The sequence below is a fragment of the Reticulibacter mediterranei genome (assembly GCF_016587455.1).
Window position 1 is genome coordinate 5,204,487 of record NZ_BNJK01000001.1, and the last position, 24,925, is coordinate 5,229,411.

General features: G+C 51.5%; 20 protein-coding genes. 11 read left to right on the forward strand and 9 right to left on the reverse strand.

All coding sequences use genetic code 11. The features are described from left to right. Positions 1 to 16 precede the first annotated feature (16 nt). Positions 17 to 883, reverse strand: coding sequence for a hypothetical protein (locus tag K3T83_RS22430; protein ID WP_220205160.1), 867 nt, complete (start codon positions 881 to 883; stop codon positions 17 to 19). A gap of 350 nt (positions 884 to 1,233) precedes the next feature. Between K3T83_RS22430 and K3T83_RS22435 the strand changes: the two genes are divergently transcribed. After that, positions 1,234 to 3,930, forward strand: a complete 2,697-nt coding sequence (locus tag K3T83_RS22435; protein WP_220205161.1) for a helix-turn-helix domain-containing protein — start codon at positions 1,234 to 1,236, stop codon at positions 3,928 to 3,930. 214 nt (positions 3,931 to 4,144) lie between these two features. Here the strand turns inward: K3T83_RS22435 and K3T83_RS22440 are convergent, their stop codons facing one another. Next, positions 4,145 to 4,750 (reverse strand): hypothetical protein, encoded by a 606-nt coding sequence (locus K3T83_RS22440; RefSeq protein WP_220205162.1) that lies wholly within the window; start codon positions 4,748 to 4,750, stop codon positions 4,145 to 4,147. 182 nt (positions 4,751 to 4,932) lie between these two features. Between K3T83_RS22440 and K3T83_RS22445 the strand changes: the two genes are divergently transcribed. Further along, the gene (locus tag K3T83_RS22445; RefSeq protein WP_220205163.1) at positions 4,933 to 5,796 is read left to right on the forward strand and encodes an LLM class flavin-dependent oxidoreductase; all 864 of its coding nucleotides are present in this window, start codon (positions 4,933 to 4,935) and stop codon (positions 5,794 to 5,796) included. A 94-nt stretch (positions 5,797 to 5,890) separates the two neighbouring features. Here the strand turns inward: K3T83_RS22445 and K3T83_RS22450 are convergent, their stop codons facing one another. Then, positions 5,891 to 7,186: an MFS transporter gene (locus tag K3T83_RS22450; protein ID WP_220205164.1), complete on the reverse strand. Its 1,296-nt coding sequence runs from the start codon at positions 7,184 to 7,186 to the stop codon at positions 5,891 to 5,893. Between the two features lie 716 nt (positions 7,187 to 7,902). Between K3T83_RS22450 and K3T83_RS22455 the strand changes: the two genes are divergently transcribed. Further along, on the forward strand, positions 7,903 to 9,291 hold the full coding sequence (locus tag K3T83_RS22455; RefSeq protein ID WP_220205165.1) for an FHA domain-containing protein: 1,389 nt from the start codon (positions 7,903 to 7,905) through the stop codon (positions 9,289 to 9,291). Between the two features lie 54 nt (positions 9,292 to 9,345). Here K3T83_RS22455 and K3T83_RS22460 read toward each other — a convergent pair whose 3' ends face one another. Continuing rightward, positions 9,346 to 10,095, reverse strand: a complete 750-nt coding sequence (locus K3T83_RS22460) for an MBL fold metallo-hydrolase (protein ID WP_220205166.1) — start codon at positions 10,093 to 10,095, stop codon at positions 9,346 to 9,348. Positions 10,096 to 10,407: 312 nt separating this feature from the next. Between K3T83_RS22460 and K3T83_RS22465 the strand changes: the two genes are divergently transcribed. Both K3T83_RS22465 and K3T83_RS22470 read left to right on the forward strand, forming a co-directional pair. Next, the gene (locus tag K3T83_RS22465; protein WP_236064959.1) at positions 10,408 to 10,893 is read left to right on the forward strand and encodes a zinc-ribbon domain containing protein; all 486 of its coding nucleotides are present in this window, start codon (positions 10,408 to 10,410) and stop codon (positions 10,891 to 10,893) included. 183 nt (positions 10,894 to 11,076) lie between these two features. Further along, the gene (locus K3T83_RS22470; RefSeq protein WP_220205167.1) at positions 11,077 to 12,327 is read left to right on the forward strand and encodes a 3-oxoacyl-ACP synthase III family protein; all 1,251 of its coding nucleotides are present in this window, start codon (positions 11,077 to 11,079) and stop codon (positions 12,325 to 12,327) included. Positions 12,328 to 12,374: 47 nt separating this feature from the next. Here K3T83_RS22470 and K3T83_RS22475 read toward each other — a convergent pair whose 3' ends face one another. Beyond that, a complete protein-coding gene (locus tag K3T83_RS22475; RefSeq protein WP_220205168.1) occupies positions 12,375 to 13,574 on the reverse strand; it encodes a serine/threonine protein kinase in 1,200 nt (399 codons plus the stop codon). A gap of 163 nt (positions 13,575 to 13,737) precedes the next feature. Further along, a complete protein-coding gene (locus K3T83_RS22480) occupies positions 13,738 to 14,622 on the reverse strand; it encodes a GNAT family N-acetyltransferase (protein ID WP_220205169.1) in 885 nt (294 codons plus the stop codon). A gap of 170 nt (positions 14,623 to 14,792) precedes the next feature. On the opposite strand from K3T83_RS22480, the gene K3T83_RS22485 reads away from it, so the two are divergent. Next, positions 14,793 to 15,581: a phosphatase PAP2 family protein gene (locus K3T83_RS22485; RefSeq protein WP_220205170.1), complete on the forward strand. Its 789-nt coding sequence runs from the start codon at positions 14,793 to 14,795 to the stop codon at positions 15,579 to 15,581. Positions 15,582 to 15,659: 78 nt separating this feature from the next. On the opposite strand, the gene K3T83_RS22490 is transcribed toward K3T83_RS22485, so the two are convergent. Continuing rightward, positions 15,660 to 16,331, reverse strand: a complete 672-nt coding sequence (locus tag K3T83_RS22490; protein ID WP_220205171.1) for a hypothetical protein — start codon at positions 16,329 to 16,331, stop codon at positions 15,660 to 15,662. Positions 16,332 to 16,588: 257 nt separating this feature from the next. Between K3T83_RS22490 and K3T83_RS22495 the strand changes: the two genes are divergently transcribed. Then, complete coding sequence (locus tag K3T83_RS22495; protein WP_220205172.1) at positions 16,589 to 17,071, forward strand: PaaI family thioesterase; 483 nt, start codon at positions 16,589 to 16,591, stop codon at positions 17,069 to 17,071. A gap of 36 nt (positions 17,072 to 17,107) precedes the next feature. Here K3T83_RS22495 and ftsH read toward each other — a convergent pair whose 3' ends face one another. After that, positions 17,108 to 19,156, reverse strand: a complete 2,049-nt coding sequence (gene ftsH / locus K3T83_RS22500; protein ID WP_220205173.1) for an ATP-dependent zinc metalloprotease FtsH — start codon at positions 19,154 to 19,156, stop codon at positions 17,108 to 17,110. A 437-nt stretch (positions 19,157 to 19,593) separates the two neighbouring features. After that, positions 19,594 to 20,412: an aldose epimerase family protein gene (locus K3T83_RS22505; protein WP_220205174.1), complete on the reverse strand. Its 819-nt coding sequence runs from the start codon at positions 20,410 to 20,412 to the stop codon at positions 19,594 to 19,596. A gap of 453 nt (positions 20,413 to 20,865) precedes the next feature. On the opposite strand from K3T83_RS22505, the gene minC reads away from it, so the two are divergent. From minC to K3T83_RS22525, 4 genes are all read left to right on the forward strand, one after another. Next, on the forward strand, positions 20,866 to 21,648 hold the full coding sequence (minC, locus tag K3T83_RS22510) for a septum site-determining protein MinC (protein ID WP_220205175.1): 783 nt from the start codon (positions 20,866 to 20,868) through the stop codon (positions 21,646 to 21,648). A gap of 219 nt (positions 21,649 to 21,867) precedes the next feature. Continuing rightward, positions 21,868 to 22,704 (forward strand): septum site-determining protein MinD, encoded by an 837-nt coding sequence (gene minD, locus K3T83_RS22515; RefSeq protein WP_220205176.1) that lies wholly within the window; start codon positions 21,868 to 21,870, stop codon positions 22,702 to 22,704. Positions 22,705 to 22,717: 13 nt separating this feature from the next. Beyond that, positions 22,718 to 23,056 carry a cell division topological specificity factor MinE gene (gene minE / locus K3T83_RS22520; protein ID WP_220205177.1) on the forward strand — a complete coding sequence of 113 codons (339 nt, stop codon included), beginning with the start codon at positions 22,718 to 22,720 and terminating at the stop codon, positions 23,054 to 23,056. A 909-nt stretch (positions 23,057 to 23,965) separates the two neighbouring features. After that, the gene (locus K3T83_RS22525) at positions 23,966 to 24,850 is read left to right on the forward strand and encodes a hypothetical protein (protein ID WP_220205178.1); all 885 of its coding nucleotides are present in this window, start codon (positions 23,966 to 23,968) and stop codon (positions 24,848 to 24,850) included. Positions 24,851 to 24,925: the final 75 nt, after the last annotated feature.

A 24,925-nucleotide genomic window follows, 5' to 3' on the forward strand; every position in this document is an offset into this window, starting at 1 on the left:
CGTATCCTCCTTGTCTTTACATATGGGAGAAGCGCTTGATGTTCTCCTGAAACAGAGGAGTAAAGAGAACATCGGCAAACTTTTTTAATACTTGAACCACACGAATGGCTGAGAGCAGGCGGTAATTCGCCAGTGGCTCTTGCAGCTTATCGACAATCTGCTCATACAACTGTTCAATGGCTTGCGGCGATTGCATGTCCGTGCTCTGTGCAACTATTACGTGGCAGCACGCTGCCAGCAGCGCGATGCCACGCACACCGAAAGGATGGTAATGCGTCTCCACAACGCGCGTGCCAGCTGGTTCACTTGAAAATATCGAGTCGGTGCAAACCCGTTCGTAGCCATCAAGGACGCTGCGTGTTCTTGTTTCATAGCCGATAACGACCTTGCGCTTTTTCTCTATCGTGCGCCATCTTTGGACGCGACCCGTGTTGCCATCAAAGATGCTATCGAGGAACTCGATGGGATCATTTGTATCGCTCCAATAACTTTCCTGTACATACTCTATCTCCTCTTTTTCAATAGGTCGTGTATAGTCAATCTCCTCTATCTCTTTGTAAACTGGAATTTGCTGATAGATCGGGACGGAGCGTGTAACATAGATTGTCTCAGTGATGATCTCTGTGCAATCTTGCGTAATGCGATTGATGATGGCCTGGAAGTGTGGACGATACTGTGCACTTTCTCTATCGTGTATCTGATTATTCAGGCTTAGCAGAAAATCCAGTAAACTTTGCAGATAGCTTTCGAGCGGATTTGGCCCGGTCGCATCAGGCTTTTCAAAGGCAACCTCGGCGAAGAAACGGATCAGCTCCTTCTTTAACTCCTTGACATAGGCATTTGGAGTCTTCTGTAGTGATGGTTTAACCAGTGGAACCAGCATATTGTTCTCCTTTACCCTTCGATTCTTGCGAGACGAGCGCCTGACGTAATAACTAAATCCCATCTGGCCCTTAGAAATGATGCCAGTATTTATGACACCGCTTGTTTGGTTTTTATATTTACTTAGAGCTAATCTATCCAAGTGCGAATTAAATGGATCTACGTCGTATTATCAGTGAAGAGTAAGCACTCTCAGGAAATGAGATGGATACTTGGCCTGAGAGTTTTTTGCTTACATTGCCAGTATGACCAAAAGAAGGAGGAATGTCTTTGAAACTGCTGGTGAATAAAACTTGAATTCTCTTGAAAATATTTGAACTTGGGAATGTATTTGTTGGAGAGGTTGTGTTCATGACCAAAAATTATGCTCAGCAATCGCTCAGTAAAAAGCTGGCGATGCTACGCGAACGTGTTGACGGTCCATTGACGCAGGAGGCAGTCGCAACTTATCTGCATGTCTCATTGACGACTGTCAACAACTGGGAAAAGGGGATTGCCAGCCCACGAGCATTCAACCTGCGCAAAATTATCACTCTATATCTTTCCAGAGGGGCGTTCACTATTGGGAAGGAGCGCCAGGAGGCCCGGCAGTTGTGGGAAGAGTCGAGGGTCGCAGCCGATTTTGATGAGGAGTGGTTCTCGCGCTTGCTGGATCAGCATCGGCAGGGCACGCTCGAAGTGAACAACTCTACACCAAAGGAGGCTGATTCGTCTCCTGCAACCGCCATCGAGGTTATTCCTATCCAGGTAGAAGCTACTGAGAGCGACACGCTCAATCCACCGCTGCTCGCTGCTCTTCAGGATGGCATGGTGATAGAGGCAGAGGGTCAGGGGGAACTGCATTCTGTGGGCAATCAGGGCAGCGTGCGGGAAATCTTTATGAGCGTCCAACCGCATCTCGCCACTAGCGATGAGCAGCGGGAGCGTATACTCTTGATTACCTATAGCAACCTGCATACGCTTGTGACAGAGATGTTGCAGCACAGCGCCTATGTGCGCCTCGAAATGCGCGAAATGCCAGAGGCCGTCGTGTCGCCTTCTCAGACCTTCTCTAATGATGAGCCTGTGCGCCGCATTTTCTCTGATATTATGCGTATATACGATAGAACGGCAGGAGCTTTTTTGCTGTTGGGTACTCCAGGATCGGGCAAGACGTTTCTGTTGCTGGAGCTGGCCGGGACGCTTTTCAAACGCGCCAGCCAGGACGAGCGGCACCCTGTACCATTTTTATTTAACCTGTCGTCATGGGCCGTACGGCAGTTGCCGCTTGAACAGTGGATGATCGGGGAGCTGAACGATGTCTATCAGGTTCCGCGCGAGATTGGTCGGGCCTGGGTGACAGCCGGGAAGATTTTGCCGCTCCTGGATGGATTGGATGAGGTGGCCGCTGCCGATTATGCTTCGTGTATCGGGGCGATCAATGATTTTCGGCACAAACAGGGTTTGCTGCCGCTTGTGGTCTGTTCTCGCACCGCAAACTATCTGGCACAAAAGCAGCGCCTGTGGCTGCGTGGTGCAGTTGAAGTGCAGCCTTTGACTTCTGAGCAGGTAGATAGTTATCTGGCACAGGTGAGGGTAGAGGCCGCATCTGTTGCAGCGCTCAGAGTGGCGATTCGTGAGGATGCAAGGCTGCAAGAGATGGTCTCCACGCCGCTCATCTTGAATATACTTACTCTGGTGTATCGTGGGCGTGCCGCTGAAGATCTCTCAGAGATCAAATCCGCCGACCCGGGCCAGATCTTTACTCATTATATCGAGCGTATGTTGAGGCGGCGGAAGAACAAAAAATTATATCGGCCCGAGAAGATTATTCGCTGGCTGTCCTGGCTGGCCCGACAGATGGTCCAGCGCCATCAGAGCGAATTTCACTTTGAACGGCTGCAAATCGACTGGCTCCCGGAGAAGTTTTTAAACCAGCTACTTCCGATTCTCGGCGTTGGGATCGTCTACGGGCTGTTCTTAGGCATCATCAAAGGCGTCAACTATGCCTTTTTAAAAGGTGCGGATCAGGCTGGGCGCAATTTCGGTCCTGGACGTGGCCTGTTAGATGGCGTGATGATCGGGCTGGTGACAGTTGTTGTTTTTGTTTTGCTCAATGGCTTGATTACTGCTCACCGGGTCAGGCGCAGGCAGGCGACTCAAATGAAGGGCTGGCTGCATGTGCTGGGTGGACTGTTTGAGAAAAGGCTTGTCTATGGAGTGGTGAGCGGCTTTTTCAGCGCACTAGCGATTACGCTACTGGTTGATCTCGCTGCCGGATTGTACAATGGCCTTTTCTGCTGCGTGATATTTGCCAGCCTTGGTCCGTTGGATACTGAGATCAGGCCAGCAGAGGTAATTTCCTGGTCCTGGACGCCCATTCGACGCAATGCGGGTAAGTTTCTTGGCGCGGGAATGGTGCTTGGCCTGGCCTATGGTCTGCTCACTGGACTCTATTGGGAGGTAAAGCAGTATCCCGTGATGCCGGGATTGAGAGTCTTCATTCCGTGTCTGTTGTTCGGGTTAAGTCTCGGTCTCGTGCTGGGTCTGTTGATTGTGTTGACACGGGGCGTCTCTCACGGCAGGCTAAAGCAGCAACCAAAGAGGCCCAATCAGGGTATCTGGAACTCTTTGCAGTATAGCCTGCTGCTCGGTGGCGGCTCCTTCCTGCTCTTCGGGCTGTTTTTCGGGATCTTTTATGGCGTCCTCCTGTACCAGATTTTTCACTTCTTCAATGTGCCATATAGCGAATATAATGGGTACTTTCCGAGGGATAGCGGGCTGGTTATTGGTTTCGCCGATGGTCTGGCCGTTGGCGCGTTCTTCTGGTTAAATAAGGGCGGGACTGCCTGTGTACTGCATCTGGTTTTGCGCTTGTTGCTCTGGAGTGGAGACTATGCCCCCTGGAATTATCCTCGCTTCCTCGATTATGCAGTGGAACATATTCTCTTGCGCCGTGTCGGAGGAGGCTATACTTTTTTTCACAAGCTGGTGCAGGAACATTTTGTCTGGCTTTATAGCCAATCAACTCTGGGAAACGAGGAGCGAACACTTGCTGTGCAGGACTGAAAAGGGAAAGGGGGCGAGATGACGCTCTCGCCCCCTTTCTCGAAGCCGTTTTACCCCGCTCACCAGTATAAATGCACCTATCAATAAATGCTAGCTTTTGATACTTTGGGATCATAGAAGAGATACGATAGTAGATAAAAGGGAACATCATGTAATTGTAAACATTGCAGTTTTGTGCAATTTACAATGTTTACAATTACATGATGTTCTTGCTTTACTTGACTTTGAAGGAATCGGTCATAGGCCGGAAGGTTCCAATCACTGCATTGTCGAAGTTCTGTGGAGTAGAGTAAAAGGCGATGGAATAGTAGGTGTTGCCAACTGGTTTCGCCATGTCCAACGTGCGAATCTCCTGATCGCTTCCGTTTGCAATTGCGGAGGAGCAGCGATACTCTCCTTGATTCCAGGTGACTCCATTAATATCAGCAGTTGCAAGCAAGTTGCCGGATTCTTTACAGCGATCTTTCAGGCTTGTTCCCTCTTCTATTTGCAGCGCAGCCGTAGGGGACTGTGTTTGTACAATCACATGCAGCACAGATCCTTTTTGTGCTGGGTCTGTAAATGTGACGCCGTTATTGCCGTCCGACTCAACTTTCCAGGAAGGTCGATAGTTGATTGTATAGCCTTTGCCGGTATAGGTGACGAAAGATGCGTTACTGCTCTGTGTGGGGCTGGGCGTGCTGCTGGTAGTAGTTGCAGTGGGTTGATTATTCGTAGTTTGATTGGTGGTAGTGGTGGTTTGATTGCTGGCACAGGCAGCCAGTAAGAGCGTGAGTGTTAAGAGACAGCCTGTCAGATATATAGAAAGAGGTTTTTTCATATTTTTAAAACTCCTTAATTGTGCTATTTTAGATTATTTTTGACAACGTGGACATGTTGTTATTATGCAACTATAATGTTGTATGAAGCTATGAAACACTGCACAATCCTAATAATTGATGTGTTCAGTACCTTTGCTGTATATGGCAGGACGTTTATTTTCACTTCTTGAGGAGAATGCTCATGAAAATCGGCACAGGTCTTCCCATAGCCATTCCAGGAACGCAGGCAAATTTGCTCCTGGAATGGGCGAAGCGAGCCGAGCAGGGACCATTTTCAAGCCTCGGCGTGTTGGATCGCGTCGTCTATGACAACTATGAGCCGCTTATAACGCTCGCAGTTGTTGCTGGCGTCACCACGCGTTTGCGTCTGGTGACTACTGTTCTGCTTGCCCCCACGCGCAATACTGGTATCCTGGCGAAGCAAGCTGCCAGCCTGGATGCGCTCTCGGGTGGACGCCTCACGCTGGGTCTGGGTATTGGTGGACGTAAGGATGATTTTCTTGCGGCTCCGGCAGATTTTCATACGCGAGGTAAGCGTTTCAATGAGCAACTGGAGTTCTTTGAGCGTGCCTGGTCCGGCCAACCAATCAACGATCAGATCGGACCAATTGGCCCGACTCCAGCCCGGCCGGGCGGCCCGGAAATCTTAATTGGTGGTTACTCTGGAGCGGCGATACAGCGTTTGAGCCGCTGGGGAAATGGTTTTATCGCGGGTGGACGCGCTCCCGATCAGGTGAAACAGTTTTTCCAGATGGCGCGCGATGCCTGGCAGAAGGCCGGTCGCCCCGGACAACCTCGTCTGGCTGCGATCGCCTATTATGGTCTGGGGCCGCAGGCGACAGAGGGGATCGAGAAGTATATTACCCATTATTACTCTTTCCTCGGTCCTGCCGCCCAACAGATGGCGAAGAACGTTCCCTCTTCCCCGGAGGCGGTACGTACACTCATTCAGGCCTTCAGCGATCTGGGAGTTGATGAAGTGCTGATCGGCCCCTGTATACCCGAACTGGATCAGATTGATCGTCTGGCCGATGCCATAAAATGATTTACCATTCGTAGTGGAGTGATTTATCGCGTAGGACAACCTGGGATGCAACTTGAGCCCATACGCGATAAATCACTCCACTACGAATGATGCCTTAGCTCTGAGCGATACGAGCCTCGGCGGGAATAGCAATGCTCAGGATTAGAGATATGATGATGGTGCCGAGCATACAGGCTGCGCCACCAACACCCAGCGTCCAGGCTGCTCCGGCGGATTGTGCGATCCAACCAGCACAGAGATTGCCAAAGGGAGCCAGCCCGAAAGCAATCAAGATCCAGAGACTCAGCACGCGGGCGCGGACGTTCTCCGGCACCATTGTCTGCACGGCGGTATTCGTCATCGTTGTTGAGAGCACCGAGGTGGCTCCCAGCAATGCCAGCAGAGGCAGCGCCAGAATGATATTGCTTACCAGCGCAAACGCCAGACACGCCACGCCAGCCAGAGCAGAGACGATCAGCAGGAAGCGCGCACCGTCCTGAATACGTTGAGAAAGCACCACAAGCAATAGCGAACCCCCCAGTGCACCAATGCCCGCAGCTGAGTTTAACAGTCCCAGACCGGTGGCTCCAACCCGATAAATGCTGTCGGCGAAGATTGGCAACAAGGTGAGATACGGAAAGACCAGGAAACCGGTGATGAGTTGCAGCACCAGTAAAATCTGAAGTACTGGCCGCTGTCGTGCGTGGTCCAGGCCAACGCGCAAGCTATGCCAGAGGCCCTCCTGCTGCTTCTGCTCTGCTTGTTGGACATGCAACTGAGGACGAATGAAGACTAAAGGAATAATGACTGCTACGTAGCTCAAGGCATTGAGATAATAGGAACCAGCGATGCCTAACAAGCCTACGGAGAGGCCGCCCACAGCCGGGCCGATCACTCGCGAGAGATTAAACTGGGTGGAGTTCAGCGCAATTCCCTGTTTGAGCTGGTCTGGTGGCACCAGATCTCCAACGAAGGTTTGCCAGGCCGGAAGACCGACCGTGCTGACGACTCCATTAATCAGCGCAACGGCGAGAATATGCCAGACGTTGATGATCTTGAATGTGGTGAAGATGCCGAGCAGCAGAGCCGTGAGCATATAGATCACCTGCGTCCAGATGAGCAGACGACGGCGATCCAGACGATCTGCTACCACTCCACCGATCAGAGAAAAGATGATGTTGGGCAGCGTAGCGGCAAAGGCAACAAGACCTAAGAGCAGGGCAGAGTTCGTCAACTGGAGAACCTGCCATCCCTGACCCACATTCTGAATCCAGAAGCCCATACTTGAGAGAAAGGCTCCCGCCCAGAAGACGCCGAAATTTTTGTCAGCCAGGGGACGAAGCGAAGAAGGAAGCGCGGGCAAACGTGTTCTTTTAGGCGTACGTGTTTTCGAGGGCACCGACAATGACATTGAACATCCTTTACATAGATAGAAACACACTACTAAACACACAACATGCAAAAAACACCACGAACATAATTTAAGTTGCTTGTTTGAGATAAGTAGACATAACGTTCAACAAAACATAAGCCGCAGGGCTTTTCAAAGCTCGATCCCGGCGGGCAAAACTGCCTGAAGAGCCGGAAAAGACTGCCTTGAAAAGCCCTGCATTTATGATTACCTCAATTGTAGGAAGGATATGCGGCAGATACAATAGGCAAAGTAACTATAAAAAAGAAAGTAGAAAAGTGCAAATATGCTATCCTGGGGCAAATGGAGCCAGACGAGGTTTGCCAAAGGTACCATTTCGTTGTTCCTGATGATACAGAATGATATCATAAATTACTGTATAAGTTGCTAAATAGATGCGCACGCCGAGCGTTAAGAGGCCAATCACTCATGGGTAAAAAATGTATCCTGTTGCTCTCCCCTTCAGAGATAGTTGTAGCAGCGCTTGAGTGTAGTTGCTGCTATTTGTGATGGTTTTCGCCCGGATTATGGCATAAAATACATCTTGTCCCGCGTCCCTTATAGTAGGAGTATTCAAGAGTAGGGAGTACTCGATGAAGTATAAGTGATAGCAGGACCGCCGATATTCTACCACTGCTAGATGGTGGCAATCGGAGTGAAAATGTGGCCCGGTATGTCAAACCGCGCACATTGAATTTATGATGTAGGGGAGGGTGATGACGATAAGCACGATAGGATTTACAACCTGGTTTACTCTTGGCTGTTATGGTGGTTTAGCTGCTTGTGTAGTCGCCATAGCCGCCAATGTGTTTTATACGACATTACGCCAACGTGGAACAACCCGTCAGTTGGTGGCGGTCGTTGTGATCTGCGCACTCGCTGCACTACTCTTGCTGCCTGCAATTATCTGGTTTCATCTTCGCTTCAGCATCCGACAGGCACAGCTCTCACAGATGGAGATCTATCTTGTCCTGGCTTATATCGCATTTTGTGGCTGGCTGCTGCCAATTGGAGCGACCTGTGGCTATTTCCTTTTTACTCGACCTCGCAATGCAGCACCACCCCAGCCTCTTGCAGGCGTGGAACAACCGAACGTGCAAGCTCCGCCGCAGCCGCCGCAGCAATCTGTTCCACCTCGCTATCAACATGGTGTGCATGTGCCATTTGTCTATGGAGATGATACACCCTGGGGCTGGTTGGAGTATCGCACTGGCAGCTTTCAGGGCCAGCGGCTGGCGCTCAAACGGGCCATTATTACGATTGGCCGCGATGAGGGCAACGAGATCTGGCTCGACGACGATATGGCCTCTCGTTATCATGCCGAACTGACCTGGCACGAGGGACGTGTGTATCTGACCGATTGCGAGAGCCTCAATGGTGTGCAGCTCAACGGCCAGCGCATTCAACACAGCGTTCTAGTCTCATCGAATGACCTGATAGAGGTTGGCTCGCATCGCTTTGGGTTCGTGCTGGAAGAGGAGCCACGCAAGCTTGACGATAGCGATGATCCCCTGGCACACCATACATGGCGTTCGGCACTGGAATCGTTGACTGCCGGGAGCGATATCTTGCCCGCGACCCGACCGCTTGACGATTCCCTGGCTGCTGTTGTGGGGGGGAAAGAACTGGCCGATAGCGATTTGAAGCAGACAGAGGAGGTTGATCGGGCAGCCCCGCTGTTGCTACCGAACAATATGCAAGGCGCGCTCGTCATTTGTGCAGGCAGTAAAGCGGGACAGAGCTTTCGTTTGAATCGGCCAATCCTGACTGTTGGGCGCGGCATTGAGAGCGATGTCATTATCAATGATACGTCTATTTCTCGCCGGCATGTTCAATTTCTCTGCCAGCCTGATGGCGATTATGTGCAAGACCTCGTGAGCCGCAACGGAACGACCATTAACGGAGAAATGCTCAGCGCGCCCAAACGTTTGCAGTTGGGCGACAAGGTAATGATCGGGAATATTTGCCTGGAATATACCACCGTGCCATCTTTGCAAACATCTTCCCTCACGACGGATATTACCCCTCCGCCTACTATGACTGGACCGATCAGTGGCGTAGGTCTGGCTCCGCTGAGATTGCCGAGTAGACAAAAAGAGGAATAATCTCCCTGATCGTCAGCCCCAGCTCCAGAGCACAGGGGCCGGGGCTGACCGCTCTCACCATTCCACATCCGCATTGCTCAATGGATGCCATCCCAGGATTGGGCGACCATGACCTGGGTAGAGATAATACACTCGCAAGCTGCGTAGCACTCGTAGTGTCTCCTCCAGTTCGTGCCGATTGCTCCCACCGCGCAACAGCGGAGCGCCTCCCGAGAGGGTAATGACAGTATCGCCACAGAGTAACTCGTAGGTGAAGGCGTTGTAGAGGCAGAGGCTTTCCGGGGTATGCCCAGGGCTGGCAATCACCCGCCAATCGGGATGTGAGGGTAGCCCTGCGATATCTTCCAACCAGAGATCAATCAACTGTATCTGTTGCGTATAGGCGGGCGGAAATAAATCGAAGTGATGCAGTGGCCCGGGCAGCAGTTGGCCGGCGAGATGGCTGATGCGAGGCACGACCTTGCCGATCTGTTGCTCTTCCAGTGCTAGATGTTGGATGGCGAGCGATGCTGCGACCGGGGCCTGGCAGACGGAGCGCAGAGCCTCAACCCCCGCCGTGTGATCGGGATGGAGGTGTGTCAGCACGATGAGGTCTATGTCGGTCGGCAGGCGATGCAGAAATCGTTGCACATAATTGCATAGAAGATGAACATTTAGTTCCGAGCCGGGATCAACGACAATCAGACGTTCGTCGTCAATTAAAAAGGTGTTTGCCATTGAGAAACGATCTGTAATGGTGTGTACGCTCCTGAGCCGAGGCGTAACGGATAGATCCTGGGATTGGTCGGCAGATGCAGGGTTCAAGTCATCCCTCCGCTGGTCGCAATACTCAAAATATGCTTCTATCCTAGCATCGCGGTCAAGCCAGGGAGATTCACGCAATTTGTGTTACATTTTGATGATGTATATGTTACAATGATTACGTGGTTCGGGAGCAAAGTCCCCGCGGTTAGTAATGTCCCAGCCCCGGTTCGTTCCGCCATCCGGAATCTAGGAATCACTGCCTGTGAACCACAGAGAACATTCTGCATGAGATCGTCTTGTTAGAACAACTTCACCTACCGATGAGTTATTGTCAAGCGGAACGATAAAGATGAAGAAGGGGAAATAGTATTCATGATGTCCAATGAGGGCTACCGGGATCGTATCCTCACCTGCCGTGATTGTGGAAATGAGTTTACCTTTACTGCTGGCGAGCAAGAGTTCTTTGCCAGCAAAGGATTGACGAATCCTCCTGGTCGTTGCCCATCCTGCCGTGCCGCCCGGCGCGGTCAGCAGTTTAGTGGTGGCGGAGCGCGTGCTTCACGTGGTGAACAGTACGATGCTATTTGTGCGGCGTGTGGTCGTCCAACAACTGTACCCTTTATGCCCCGCGAAGATCGTCCAGTTTATTGTAGTGATTGTTTCCAGGCTCAGCGTGCTTCACGTCGTCCTCGTGAAGAGAGCAACAGCTATAGTTTTAGTTCTGGTAGTGAGAACAACTACGGCGGTGGGAGCTATGGTGGTGGCAACTATGGTCGAGATCGTCGTGGTGGCCGCGACCGTCGCGGCAATAACCGGGATCGTGAGCGTCGCGATAACCGCTGGGATGACCGTTGGTAGAGCAAATCTGTCTCTAAGTCAGGCATATAGTACAAGAACTGCAATGCGACAAGAGGGCAACTCCATTGAGGGTTTGTCCTCTTCATTTTGCTCTTTGTTTCTGTTTTTCTCATTTTCCTTACCCATATGTTATACTAACGTCGATATGAGTCCTTATCCTCGATACGGAGGTTGTTCTGAACAATGACAGTCACCAGGGATGATCAGTGGCCACATTATAGCTATATCGTGCCTCAGATCTATACAAAATCAAAAGTACGTCTGGTTGGTTTAGGGACGTATACCCCTCAAGGAGTTATTACAAACGAATTTTTTGCCTATATATCGACCCGTCTTGGCGATCCGCGCAAAGCGGAAGATCTTGAGCGCGTCACCGGTCTGCAAACGCGTCATGTGCGTTCCAGTACCCTTGATCTGTGCCGCGCAATGGCAGGCGATGATGCTCCCGGCCTTATTTATGATCCAAACGCGCCTGCTGAGGAGTCATTGGTCGATATGGCGGTAATTGCTGCGAAACGAGCCATCGCCAGCGCTGGTCGCGACGTTTCCGAAATCGATACGATCATCGGTGCCTCTTCTTCCGATAATGATGCTTTCCCTACTATTGCTGGCTGGGTGCAGATGCGCCTTGGGCTACCACCTATTCGCGCCACTATGCTACGTGGTGCTTGTGCTTGCCAGACCGAGGCGTTCCAGGCATGCGCTGAAGTGCTGGCGAGTAGCTCAGCGAAACTGGTGCTGCTGGTGACTTCAGAAGGGTTGTTGCCCAACATCATGAATGTGCTGGATTGGAAAACCAGCTCCTTGTTTGGTGAAGGGGCCGCTGCCTTTCTGCTGGAACGTGGCGATGAGGATACCTTTGTTATCAATGGCTCCGACGCTCATCAGGCCCAGTCGCTCATCTACCAGACGCCGTTACGTAAAGATGTGGTCGAGATGGCGGAGGTCGATATCAAGATTCGTCAATTGTACCGGGAAGGCCGTGGGAAAGATTTAGCCCAGTTGCTTTCTCAGTATATGGTTGGTTATACCAAAATGAACGGCAAAGAGGTTTTCCGTGCTGCCCCACGTGCAATGGCCGAGTGTGTTGATGCCGTGTGCCGTCATGCTGGTCTCCATCCCGACGAGCTTACCCACATCGTTCCCCATCAGGCCAACTCGCGCATCACGCGTCGCCTCGGCGAACTGCTGATCCACGATTATGGCTGGCCCGAAGAGACGATGGAGAAGCTGGCTGATAATTTCCGCTACTACGGCAATCTCTCGAACGCCAGCATCGCCCTTGCCTTAACGGAACTGTTGCGCCAGGGGCGACTGCACGATGGAGAATGGATAGCCTTGCCTGCCGTTGGTGGCGGGATGAACTATGGCTGCTGGCTGATGCGCTATCATACCCTATCCAATCTCGATGCAACCCTCAATCCGCAAGCATAGAGATCAACGAAAGGTTTGTGGCAATACAACCCAAACCTTTCGTCATTTTATGTTTCTTCCTCTTCTTCCTCCCGCAGATCCATAAATATTTTGAACAGTACCAACAACACATAAAAAATGCTAAAAATGGGAATCAACAGCCAGGGAGCATTAATAAGTATAAAGATAAAAAAGATCGAAAACATCATCGTGCAGAGCATTGCATCCATGATTGATTGAGGCAGCGCAGTAAACAGGCTGCGAAAGAAGCGGCGGCGAGCATTCACTCGTGACGATAAGAGGCGCAGTTGTAGCCTGACCTCTGCAATCGTTTGTGGACGCTGGTTGGCGTCTGGCTCCAACATTTGTTGCAATAACTGGTGAAGGTGTCGCCTTGTTTTCCCTTGCAAAAATCGTTTGCGTGTCTTCTTCCCAACGAGGGAAGGCTCCTTGCCCGTAAGCAACGTATGGAGCGTTGCTCCCAATCCGTAGATGTCGGTTTGTGTGGTTGTCTGCGCCCTTCCGTATTGTTCGGGAGCGGCATAACCAGGCGTGCCAAGCGGCCCGGTATCGCGTTTGCGACCGGGAACGTAGTGGCGGGCAATGCCAAAATCGATCAGGTACAGATGCCCGCCCTTTGTCTGCATGATGTTGGCTGGTTTGACATCGCGAAAAATGACGGATGGTTGCTGTGAATGTAAGTAGCCCAGGACATCGCATAGCAGCAGGCCAATCTGTAGCACCTTTCGCAATGAGAGATGTTTGCGATGCGTCTTCTTGAGTGCCTCTTCCAGCGTGGTTCCTTCGATGTAGTCCATCACAATGTACCAGTGATCGGCATCGGTGAAGGCATCGTACATGCGCGGCAGGCTGATATGCCGCAACCGCGAGAGATAGCGCACCTCTCGATTGTAGGCATCGGTGGCCTCGATCATCTCGCGTGGTCGCAACGTATCAAGGTTGATCTGTTTAATTGCTACTTTCGTCCGATAGCGGTCGATATCCTCAGCCTTGTAGATCACGCCATAACCGCCCTCGCCGGCTTTGCTTACGATGCGATAGCGCCGGGCAAGCAGCGAGCCGGGCTGCATGGGAGTTTGCACAGGCGGAGCGAGCTGTGCATGCTGTCCCGGCAAAGCTGGCGTGATTTGTATGGGTTGATATTGTACGGGTTGATGAGGGGGCTTGCCGCAGACAGTACATAGCGTCGCCTGGGCCGTAACACCAGCTCCACAGACATCACAAAAGCAGACAAGAGCAGCATCCATGGAATCCGTCCTTGCTGTACTATACTCCGTTGTACTTGCTACAATACGCTACAATACTCTATTGATCTGGTGGTGTTCCGTAGTGATGCTTTTTCTTTGCGCTGATTGATTCATCCACTCTTATTATAATACAGTTGGGAAAGCAGGTATAGAGGAGGTACGATTATTCCAGCCCACGTTCGTAGGTCGTATAGGTATCCCCGTTCCACTCATACTCTACTCCGGTCAGAGCGTCGCGCACCAGCACGAGATCGGGCGCGTAGATCCGTATCTTTGTCAGTTCCATTGCATGCAACTGTTCTCGTAGATCATAGGCGAGCAGGCTGATTGGCTCGATGGCGGTCCCGTCAATATAGCCCACCGAGAGGATCTTCTCACCAAAGAAATCGGCCGTCTCTGCTATTGCCAGACCATCGAGCCGCTCCCAGCGATACAGGACATATACTTGCTTTGCCGCTATCTTTTCTTCCAGCAGCTCAACTGTAATAGGAGAGGCTTTGAAGTGGGCATAGTAAAGGCCGCCAACCAGTGGGAAGACGTTGGAGGCATTCAGGAAATCAACAATGGTCTCTAGATCGTCGGAGGTAGCCAGGCGTGGTTTCTCCTGTCCTACCCCTTTCTGTTTGGCCTGGATAGGAGAAGCATGGAAGAGCGCCGAAGTGCCAACATGTCGGAAGTGGAAGAGCCTGGCAAGGCGCTGAGCAGGTTCGTTGTCCGATTCAATAGCCTGCCGTGCATATGTCGCGCCGCGCTGCATGGCCTCGATCAACAGAGCTTCGTAGAGGGCGCGCGCCAGCCCTTGCTGGCGATACTGTGGATCGACGCGTAATCCCTCAAGCCAGGCGTCGATTCTGGTTAACATATCGAGATGGACGATACCTGCTGGGCGCTCTTCGACCGTTGCCACAAAGAGGCGACCATCAGGATTGGTCAGCCACTCATCCCAGGTCTGATCGATATAGTCGCCCCATTCCCAGGTGTTACGACAGAATGCCAGAACTGCCTCGCGGTCCTCTGGCCGGGCCGGTCTCACTTCAATATAAGCCATACTTTCCTCCTTGTTAAGAAGCATATAGCGAGAAGACCCGCGCGTCAATGGCCGGCTGGATGAAGAAACAGTTTTACAGCAAGCAACGTACTATACATATTGGTATCCATACATTACCATCCAGGATTCTTATCCTGATAGATATGAGTCTTAAAAAGAGGTAGTGCCCTATGCCACAACGTTTCAAAAAAGAATCGGTCGATGAGAAAGACGAACCAACCAGCAAAAAAGTCGAAAGCAATATCGAAGGGGCAGTTGAGCAGGTGCAGCAGGAAGTGGCTCGGGGGCGCGCTCCCTGGTATCGTGTCCTTCAGCGTACGCAAGTGCTTGCAGCGGTTTGTATCGTTGTCTTCCTCCTGTTTGGCCTGCTGGCCGGGTATGTCTACTTCAATCCCGTCCTCGCTATCGATGTCTTCATCACCCGTGAATTTCAGGAGAACCAGAACCCCTGGTTTCAAGCGCTGATGGCCTTTGTGAGCTGGCTTGGCAACTATCCGCCGCTCTTTTCAATACTGGTAGCGCTGACAGGTGCCGCTTTCTGGCTGGCGCGATTGCGCCTGGAGGCGCTTTATATCGTTGTGCTTTCAGCAGTCAGTACCCTGTTGAATATCGGGATAAAAGTGCTGATTAATCGACCACGTCCTACCGCAAGTCTGGTGGAAGTGCTTCAGGTCGTTGGCGGGAAGAGCTTTCCCAGTGGACACGTGATGTCCTATATGGCGTACTGGGGGCTGCTCTTTGCACTGGGCTTTATTCTCTTCAAAAGAGATCGCTGGTGGCACTACGCCTTGCTGATCGTGCCAGCTTTCTTTGTCGTCCTGGTTGGCCCATCGCGCATCTACCTGGGAGATCATTGGGCCAGCGATGTGCTTGGAGCGTATATGCTCGGCGGTCTGCTATTGGGGATCAGCCTGTGGATCTATCTGAATTTGAAGCAGCGTGGTGTCACTCTTACATAGAGAGGAAAAAGAGGTGGTGAGCGCCCCTCCCATATTCGTGTATCCCTGGAAGATTCCAGGGATACACCCATAAACAGCTTATTGTTCTTCGGCTGTTGTTTTGTCGCTGCCTCGCCGGGTTTTTCGTCGGTGGAGGGCCTCCTCAGTGGTGGGAGTGTTGTCTGCGCTCTGCTCGTCGTTGACCGCTTCTGGTGCTTTGCTGGTCTCAGCATCAGCTTGCTCATCTGTGCTCAGGTTCTCTTCGGATTGTGTGTTTGTCTCGCTAAGAGCTTCTTCAGGGGCAGGAACGGCGACGTTTTCCTGCTCTTCTGTTGACTCGGAAGAAGGTTCCTGGTTCTCAGTGGCGGCTGGCTGATCGGCAGGAACATCTGCGCGTCCTTCGACAGGTGGCAGCGATTCTTGATGCAGTTCTTCTATCGCCTCCTCCTGGGCGGCTGGTGCTTCTGCTTCGGTAACTAGCATGTCCAGCGGTGGCAACTCGGCCTGCTGATCGTTGCTGCTCGCGGCAGGAATGCCATTAAGAGACTGTCGAGAAGATTGCAGTTGAGAGAGCTGTTCTTCCAGATTGAAAACATGTGCCTGGGCATCTGCCAGTTTGGATTGTACTCTGTTCACCTTTTTTTCTGCCTTCTGTACATCCTGTCTGGCCTGTTTAATCTTAGCCTGCAACTTTGTTTCCCGTTTGGCTTGCTTCTTTGTCTGCTTTTTCTGTGAAGGTGCTGGTTTGGTGGTGTCTGTGGTCTTTACCATCGTTTTCTCCCGGCTTTCAGTTGTTATTTGTGTAGATACCAACGAAAATGGATAGGTTCTCTGTTTACCAACACGCATGAGAATGAGGTAACGCCTCACTCATGGTAAGTGGATATGCTGGGCTATTGAGGTACTCCATTATATTAGAAAACGAAGGCCATTCGCAAATGTATCGAGGCGAGCCTTGCCTTGTCCGACAATTTTGTCTGTGATAGACTCAGAAATAAAAATGGGTAGAGAGAGATGGACTATCCCCTATGGAATTGAACGATACTACTGACTATCAGCTCTGTTTTGCCTGTGGACAGCGCAATCCGTTTGGCCTGCATATGACCTTTCGCCTGGAAGAAGATACGGTCGTCTCTGATTTCCGGCCTCAGCAGGAGCATCAGGGCTTCCCTGGCGTCATTCATGGTGGCATCGTTGCCGCGATCCTGGATGAAGCGCTCAACCGTACCACTATGCTCACAGAACAGCCAACATGGACGATGACGGGTCGCCTGGAGATACGCTATCGTCGTTACGTCCCATATGGTCCACTACTGCGGGTTCGCGCGCGATTGGAAAAAGTACGAGGACGCATGGCGCAAGCAATTGGTGTCTTGACCTATTCAGATGATGAAAGCATTGTGCTGGCTGAGGGGCAAGGAACCTTTATGGCGCTCTCTCCTGAAAGCCTGGATGCCATTATGCAAGAGCATCCAGGTATGCGCGCCTTTTTTGAGAACAACCAGAAATAAAAAGGCCGGTCAGCAACAGAATGCTGACCGGCTCTGTTATTGCGATTCCTGGTGCGATTCCATTTCTGGTGGCGTGACTGGTTCCGCAGGAGGCGGTGGGGCCAGTGTTGTCGTAGGTTGTCGCTGATCGGGATGCAATTGCGACTGCGCCAGGGGCGTCCCTGTCTCCTCCAGAATGTTGTGCAGTTGTTTGGCGTCTATCGTTTCGTGACGCCGTAGCTCCTGCGCGATTCGATCCAGCGCCGGACGGTAGGTGGTGAGAGCCTCGATTGCCTGATCGTAGCAGGTGCGCACGATGCGGTCTACCTCCTCATCAATGATCTCTGCCGTCTCTTCGCTATAATTCGTGGGCGCTCCCGTATCGCCGGCACTTGCGAAGGGGCTTTGCCGCTCACTGAACGAAACCGTGCCCAGCCGCTCGCTCATGCCCCAGCGCGCTACCATCTGGCGCGCCATCGCTGTGACGCGTTGCAAATCGTTTTCCGCGCCGGTTGTGATCCTGTTGAAGACCACCTGCTCGGCAGCACGACCACCAAGCGCCGTGACGATCTGGGTGAGCAGATACTCTTTGGCGTAGTTGTAACGATCATCCAACGGAGTATACATCGTCACACCGAGTGCCTGACCACGAGGCACAATCGTTACTTTCGTGACCGGATCGGCACCCTCGCTGACCAGCCCGGTGAGCGCGTGACCACCCTCATGATATGCGGTAACATTCAGGTCTTCGTCGCTCAGCACCAGCGGACGCTCGGCACCAAGCAGAATCTTATCCAGCGCCTCTTCAAAACAGCGCTGGTTCACACGATCCAGATTGCGTCGTGCCGCCAGTAGAGCGGCTTCGTTGACCAGATTCGCCAGATCCGCACCGACCATACCTGTTGTTGAACGAGCGATGGCTTGCAGATCGATATCGCTTGAGAGCGGTACGTCGCGAGTGTGAATCTTCAGAATTGCCAGGCGACCATTCCAATCGGGACGATCAACAGTCACGCGCCGGTCAAAGCGGCCCGGACGCAGAAGCGCCTGATCGAGACCATCAGGGCGGTTCGTTGCTGCCAGCACTACGACCGCTTGCCGTGCGTCGAAACCGTCCATCTCGACAAGCAGTTGGTTCAAGGTCTGCTCACGCTCATCGTTCGTGTTAATGCTGGCTCCACGCTGGCGACCAACGGCATCGATCTCATCGATAAAGATGATGCTGGGCGAGGCTTTTTTGGCCTGATCGAACAGGTCACGCACGCGACTGGCACCGACACCAACCAGTACCTCGACAAACTCGGAGCCGCTCATCGAGAAGAAGGGTACGCCAGCTTCTCCCGCCACAGCACGTGCCAGCAGCGTTTTACCGGTTCCTGGAGGGCCAACCAGCAACACGCCGCGCGGGATCTTGCCGCCTAAACGCTGGAACTTCTGCGGCGTCTTCAGGAACTCAACCACCTCTTGTAGTTCGTACTTCGACTCATCCACGCCTGCGACATCGGCAAATGTTGTGCTGGGTCGATCCTCCAGGATCAACTTAGCACGGCTCTTGCCAAAGCTGAAGATGCCTTGTTGCCCCTGTGTCGCTCGACGACTGAAGAAGAAGAACAGGCCGATCAGGAAAACCCAGGGCAGGAAGGTAATGAGCAGGTTAAGCCAGAAGCTATTGTCGGGCGGTGGCTGATAGACCACTTTCGCTTTATGTTGGATTAGCAGCTGTGCAAGCTGATCATCTCCATTTGGCAGCTGATAGACGTGATATTGCGACTGACCATTCACAGGAGCGTTGAGTTCGCCGGTAATGTCGGTCTGGCCAATAAACGTCGCTGACTTCACATTATCCTTCTGGATCTCGTTATAGAATTGTGTGTAGCTCAGTTCCACTCGTTGTGGTGAGTTGGCGCTCTGATTGGAATTGTTTACATAATTGAATATGAATAAGGCCAGCATGATGCCAACCAGCAGCCAGAGCCAGCGATTGATTCCTCCTGATGGTCGCGGCTGTGGGGTCTGCCCATTATTGCGGCCCCCCGGTCCTGGACGCGCCTGCTGCCTATCGTTACTATTTTGTAGCCAGTATTTATTACCCGGCTGTTTATCCATATGATGTACCTGCTTTCTGGGCCTCCACATCTATTACCCTCTAAGAAATCCATGTGAAAAAGGATATGGGTGGGCCATTGTATGGCAACATCCTTATTATATCTTACTGATGGGGGAAATGCACGTACCGGCTAGTCGCTCCTCGTGTATTTTGAGGGCGACAAGTGTGTACCCCACCTCGTATATCCTCTCTTCATGGCCTCTTGTAATTGTTGTAGTTTATACGATTACAAGTTACCGTCAGTTACAATTTATTTGCCTAAAAAAATTGAAGGAATAAAAAGGGCAAAACAAGTTGTACGGACCCGATTTATCGCGTCCCATTTATCCATTGATTCATCCATATCATGCAGATGCCAGATTTATGGATAAATCAGGATAAATGGGACGCGATAAATCGGGTCCGTACAAGGCGGTCTAGGCAAGCGATAGACTAATCAGAATGGTTTCGCAGTAAGTTGCAGCGTAAGTTGATGAGCCTCGTGGGGAGGGATATTGATGCGATCCTGGGGACGATTGAGGCCGTCCTCGCTGGCAACGACCGGCTCGAAGCAGACAAACTCGTGGTCCGGGGCGCTGGCTGGCTCGGACCAGACCTGCATGGCGGAGAGCGAATACTGACCGTTGACTGGCTGCTCAGCGATGGTCAGCACACCGCGCCGGGGGATGCGCACCGTTACTTTCTGTGGGAAAGGGTAAGGATTGTTGGGCGGCTGCGTATCCCATTGCCATGTCTTTGGATCGAATCCGGGAGGGCCAGAGGTTTCCAGCCTGGCCTTGTCGCTCTGCGCTACTGAAAAGTATGGATGGAAGCCGGGTGCGATGGGCATCACCTCGTCGCTGCGATTCTCCATCGTCAAAGTATATGTCAGCGTGCCTTCACCAACTGTAATTGTGGCGGTAAAGGTAAATTCGTAGGGATAGTTGGAACGGGTGGCATCGCTGCTCTGCAATTGCAGCGTTGCGCTCGCCTCGCTCTGTTTCGTCAATGTCCAGGCCAGTAGGCGACCGAAGCCGTGAATTGGGAGCGTGGTTCCTTTCTCCTGAAAGATGCCATTTTTGAGCCGCGAGAAGTTCGGGATCATCAAAGGCAGCCCCCAGCGCTTGACATTGCCCGTTTGCATCGGACGATAAAGCACCTGCCAGGAGTCCACCTGAAAATGCGAGACCAGATCTATGTCGGGAATAATGCCGATTTTCGTTGTTCCGCTGGTTAAGACGAGTTCTCGTTGCGTTGGAAAGTCCATAAATGTCATTATCTCTTCCTCTGCTTGCACCACATATGAGATAAGGTGCGTATTCTCTCTGTATTATGGCCTGTTGTTGAAAAGGTCGGCAAGCTTGTCTCTATGGAACAGGACCAGGGGGGTTAACATTATATTAAAATTTGCAGGCACCACCGGGATTGTGTATTTGAAGAAGGGCTACAGGAGGCAATGCAGAAAAGGAATGTGTAATAAGCGTTCTATCCACCTCTGCGCGTGAATCCTTATCCAGAATTCCCACCGGCTTGCCCTCCACTTGAGCTTTCTGTCATAATAATGGACGCATCGCGACTACAAACCCTTGAGTTCTATTGCGTTTTACTAGTCACATGCTTATACTGTATCATAGCGGACACATATGGATGTAGGCATATGTACCGCATTCAACATAGTTGCACATGTTGTTCGCGAGAAGCTGCTTCCAGTAGCACATGGGGGCCGGGTATGGAGGAGAAAACGGGAAAGGACGCGTCGGAGGCATCAACGCAACAAAGCGGGCTGGAAAGAGAGGATAGACAGTCTGTGTCAGCCTATATTGCCATAAAAGGAACACGCAGTGGCTTGCTTTTGACGTTGGAGCCAGAGACCCCTTTTGGAGACCTGCTCACTGCACTGGCCGAAAGGCTGTCGGAGGCTCCAACCTTTTTTCGAGGTGCCTCGCTGACGGTTGATACCAGTCGTCGAAACCTGCGTGTCAGTGAGCGATTACAACTAGAAAAATTACTTGCACATTATCAAATGTCGGTCACACCTTTAGAAAAGGTTATCGAACAGCAAAAAGAAACAAAGAGAACAATTCCTTTGTATCTCGATGAGCCACTGTCGGAGGCACCCATCGTGCAGACGAATGAGCCGATCATGCAGCGTGATCCACGCGAATCAGATGATACCCTCTTTATTCGGCGAACGGTGCGCTCCGGGCAAGCGATCCACCACCACAGCAATGTCGTGGTGCTTGGCGATGTCAACCCCGGTGCGGAAATTGTGGCGGGTGGAGATATTGTTGTTTGGGGGGTTTTGCGCGGAATGGTACATGCGGGCTATCCCGACAACGATCAATCAGTCGTTTGTTCGCTGTGCCTATCTCCGGTTCAATTACGGATTGCCCATTTGCTCTCACGCCCCCCGGAGGGCTTTGAGGCACAACCACGGCCCGAAGTCGCGATGATTCGGCACGGCCAGATCGTCGTCGAAACCTGGGTTAGTGGGCGCTCTCCTCGTCGCTGATTTTCAGTCGTCAGCGCTATGGAGTGACAATTACTACGATTACCTTGTATACTACTAAAGAAATGGAAACTGTCTTCAACAGACGGGCGTATGTTAATGCGCTTCAATATGTAACTGTTTATATACAGCAGTTCGTGGTATACTAGATGGCACATAATGCCAGCAGCTAGACGTTCTTCTACATAAAAATTCTGAACATATATGCATCGGGAGTAGAGCATGGACAGCAGGGTAATCACAATTACATCGGGTAAAGGCGGCGTAGGCAAAACAACCACTACTGCAAACCTGGGAACGGCCCTGGCTATGCAGGGCAAAAAGGTGGCTGTAGTAGACGCCGATATTGGTCTGCGTAACCTTGACGCTGTGCTGGGCCTGGAGAACCGCATCGTCTATGATCTGGTCGATGTCGTTGAGGGCCAGTGTCGTCTGCGACAGGCACTCATTAAAGATAAGCGCTTGCCCGAATTGTATTTGTTGCCTGCCGCTCAAACGCGCGACAAAAATGCGGTCAATAGTGTTCAGATGGAACAATTGTGTCAGCAACTACGCCAGGAGTTCGATTTTGTCATTCTCGATTCACCCGCAGGCATCGAGCAAGGCTTCCGCAACGCCATCGTTGGTGCCGATGAAATCGTGATTGTGGCAAATCCTGAAATGGCTTCGGTGCGTGATGCTGACCGCATCATTGGCCTGGTAGAGGCGGCTGGAAAACCAGAACCTCGGCTCATCCTCAATCGGTTGCGCCCGGAGATGGTTAAGCGGGGCGATATGATGGATGTGGCGGATGTGCTGGAAGTGCTGGGAATTGATTTACTTGGCATCGTTCCCGAGGATGAAGCGATTATTGTTGCCACGAACAAAGGTGAACCTGCTGTCTATGATAAGCGCTCACGTGCTGGGCGAGCCTTCATGAACTCAGCTCAGCGTATCCTGGGTGAGGAAATTCCTCTCGACGAGGTGGCTGACTCCCCGTCGCTCCTGGAACGTTTACGCCGCTTGGTAGGGTTTGGACCCGCAATGCCTGAGAAACAGATCCCTTCTCAGTCGTCCTAAAGGGGGCAGTTGTATGGGTGTTTTTGAGTTTATGGTCGGTCGAAAAAAACCAACACCAGGGGAACTGGCGAAGGAACGCTTAAAGGTTGTGCTGATGCATGACCGCTTAAAGGTGAATCCAGCGTTATTGGAAATGATTAAAGATGAGCTTCTTTCTGTGCTTTCCAAACGTCTGGATGTCGATGAAGATCAGGTTGAATTAACCCTGGCACACGAGGACGGCTGGGACAAGCTCCTGGCAAATGTTCCCATTAAACGGCAAAAAGTTACCTTTGAATGGGACCCTCCCTCTTATACTCCTCCCGATGTGCTACGTGGCAAAATTCACGTCGAGGACAGCGAGGCTAATTGAGCGCCTCTCTCTATAAAAAAAGGCATGAACGTTGGTGCATCTTGCCTATTCGCTGGATGCACCAGTTCTACAGCCGCAAAGACGTAGAGAGATGACGTTCTCCATATATCTCCACACCGTTGCCTATATTCCCTCCCCTTGAGCTAAAATTTGCAGTATAAGAAGAGAAAAGTTCTATTTTTGGAGTGTTAATTCGGATTTTGTAAAGAAATTGTATAATTCCAATATGATGATAATCAAATCAACAAATCAACAAGTTAAGAAATTTTCTGAAGTTCGTTGCATTCTTAACTGAATCTCCATATCTTCATAACCACAAACGATCTGGCTGGCATTACAATATATCTGTAATCACGTTCTGGTGATTCGCTTATCCCTAGGATAGCTTCTATCGGCTATTCCCTCCACAGGCAGCGGGAGAGTGCAGTCAGGTAGGACGCTATTTATGGAGATTTGTCGACAGTGTCAGGTGATGTGGTGGTTGAACTCCTCTTGTGTTCCTCTTCCGCTCATCAACTGCGGCAGCAAATGAGCAATCCCCTATCGCGATAGTGAAGTGCCGGTGTGCGGAACACTACGCTCCTCTACTCCCTTCTCTGAAGGGAGTAAAATGGCTCATGTCGAGCAGCGGGGCGCGTTCTCTGGAATGTACCGGGTTGTGGAATCAGGTGGTTGTGGGTGGTGAAGGTACAACTTCATCTATAGTTCATCTGTAGTTCATGTGTTGGGCGTTGTGGAATGTGTGGATAGGTCAGCATAACTGAAGCGGAATGCTTTAAGGGCTGTGGGGTCGGTGGAAACTGGTGGTGTGTTATGCGACAGGCGGTGGTAAAGCCAGCACTATGTACTCAACGATGACTGGATCGAGTATTCCAGGCGGTGGAGAACACCCGGCACTGGAGATCGCCGGTGCTTGACCGGCACTTCAGTATCGCGATAGGGGATGTTTGTCTGTTCTACAAACAGGGTGTGGATGTGGTGAGTAGGAAGCAAAAAAGTAGAGCGAACAGAGGCAAAAAGCGACAAACGCAACTACAAATACCAGAGTCGCAGCAGGAAATTTCTGTCTATCCAGGCGGTGCCAGCCATGCGTTCTGGCCACTGGAGGTGCGCCGTTGTCTGGCTACTGGCAAACATGCCCAGCGGCGCAGATTGATAATCTTAAAAGAAATCAGCTGGTTAAGAAAAAAAAGACCGCAACAGAACGATCAAAAACGAACATTACGAGGCACGTTTCGCATCTATCTGCTGTATAGTGCACTGGGGATATCTTTTCTGATGACGGGTGTGCTGCTGGCGCTGTTTATGCTGCGTCCCTGGGCCGTAACCATGCTGCTGGTCCTCTTCTGGCTGGCAACAATTGCTCTGACTGTGCGGCTCTGGTACGTTTGTCTGCAAATGACCCTCGTTGCCAGGCATGCCTCGTCCTATAAAACAAAACATGGTGCGAAGCCTGCTACAAAACATGTCGCAGCAAAGCGTGAAGGTCAGCAACATTTTCCGACGATTGCGAAAACGCGACCTATCGTGGCTTCTCTCCCTCCTGTTCCTGTGACGCGACCACTATTTCCTGCGACACCGATGCCTTCCACTCCCCTCGTGCGTGTACTGGAGACCATTGATCTCTCTTCCACCAATATAGAACACTTTCTGGATACCAATCAGCCTTCTGAGCAAGACGTGCCGCACACTCAGCTCGAGCATCCTTCCGATATCTCCATGTCAACTACCGGTAGATATGACGAGTACACAGGCGGACATATAGAAGTGCATATAGATGAAGAGGCGCGATAAACATGTGACCTTCGGGTAATGCTGTTGACCCTCCTGTAATCTTATGAGTATGATACCAGTTGGTTTAACTACTCG

Excerpts from the sequence above, each read along its gene's own strand:
- K3T83_RS22430 (WP_220205160.1), bottom strand. The coding sequence starts at position 883 with ATGCTGGTTCCACTGGTTAAACCATCACTACAGAAGACTCCAAATGCC.
- K3T83_RS22435 (WP_220205161.1), top strand. The coding sequence starts at position 1,234 with ATGACCAAAAATTATGCTCAGCAATCGCTCAGTAAAAAGCTGGCGATG.
- K3T83_RS22440 (WP_220205162.1), bottom strand. The coding sequence starts at position 4,750 with ATGAAAAAACCTCTTTCTATATATCTGACAGGCTGTCTCTTAACACTC.
- K3T83_RS22445 (WP_220205163.1), top strand. The coding sequence starts at position 4,933 with ATGAAAATCGGCACAGGTCTTCCCATAGCCATTCCAGGAACGCAGGCA.
- K3T83_RS22450 (WP_220205164.1), bottom strand. The coding sequence starts at position 7,186 with ATGTCATTGTCGGTGCCCTCGAAAACACGTACGCCTAAAAGAACACGT.
- K3T83_RS22455 (WP_220205165.1), top strand. The coding sequence starts at position 7,903 with ATGACGATAAGCACGATAGGATTTACAACCTGGTTTACTCTTGGCTGT.
- K3T83_RS22465 (WP_236064959.1), top strand. The coding sequence starts at position 10,408 with ATGATGTCCAATGAGGGCTACCGGGATCGTATCCTCACCTGCCGTGAT.
- K3T83_RS22470 (WP_220205167.1), top strand. The coding sequence starts at position 11,077 with ATGACAGTCACCAGGGATGATCAGTGGCCACATTATAGCTATATCGTG.
- K3T83_RS22475 (WP_220205168.1), bottom strand. The coding sequence starts at position 13,574 with ATGGATGCTGCTCTTGTCTGCTTTTGTGATGTCTGTGGAGCTGGTGTT.
- K3T83_RS22480 (WP_220205169.1), bottom strand. The coding sequence starts at position 14,622 with ATGGCTTATATTGAAGTGAGACCGGCCCGGCCAGAGGACCGCGAGGCA.
- K3T83_RS22485 (WP_220205170.1), top strand. The coding sequence starts at position 14,793 with ATGCCACAACGTTTCAAAAAAGAATCGGTCGATGAGAAAGACGAACCA.
- K3T83_RS22490 (WP_220205171.1), bottom strand. The coding sequence starts at position 16,331 with ATGGTAAAGACCACAGACACCACCAAACCAGCACCTTCACAGAAAAAG.
- K3T83_RS22495 (WP_220205172.1), top strand. The coding sequence starts at position 16,589 with ATGGAATTGAACGATACTACTGACTATCAGCTCTGTTTTGCCTGTGGA.
- ftsH (WP_220205173.1), bottom strand. The coding sequence starts at position 19,156 with ATGGATAAACAGCCGGGTAATAAATACTGGCTACAAAATAGTAACGAT.
- K3T83_RS22505 (WP_220205174.1), bottom strand. The coding sequence starts at position 20,412 with ATGACATTTATGGACTTTCCAACGCAACGAGAACTCGTCTTAACCAGC.
- minC (WP_220205175.1), top strand. The coding sequence starts at position 20,866 with ATGGAGGAGAAAACGGGAAAGGACGCGTCGGAGGCATCAACGCAACAA.
- minD (WP_220205176.1), top strand. The coding sequence starts at position 21,868 with ATGGACAGCAGGGTAATCACAATTACATCGGGTAAAGGCGGCGTAGGC.
- minE (WP_220205177.1), top strand. The coding sequence starts at position 22,718 with ATGGGTGTTTTTGAGTTTATGGTCGGTCGAAAAAAACCAACACCAGGG.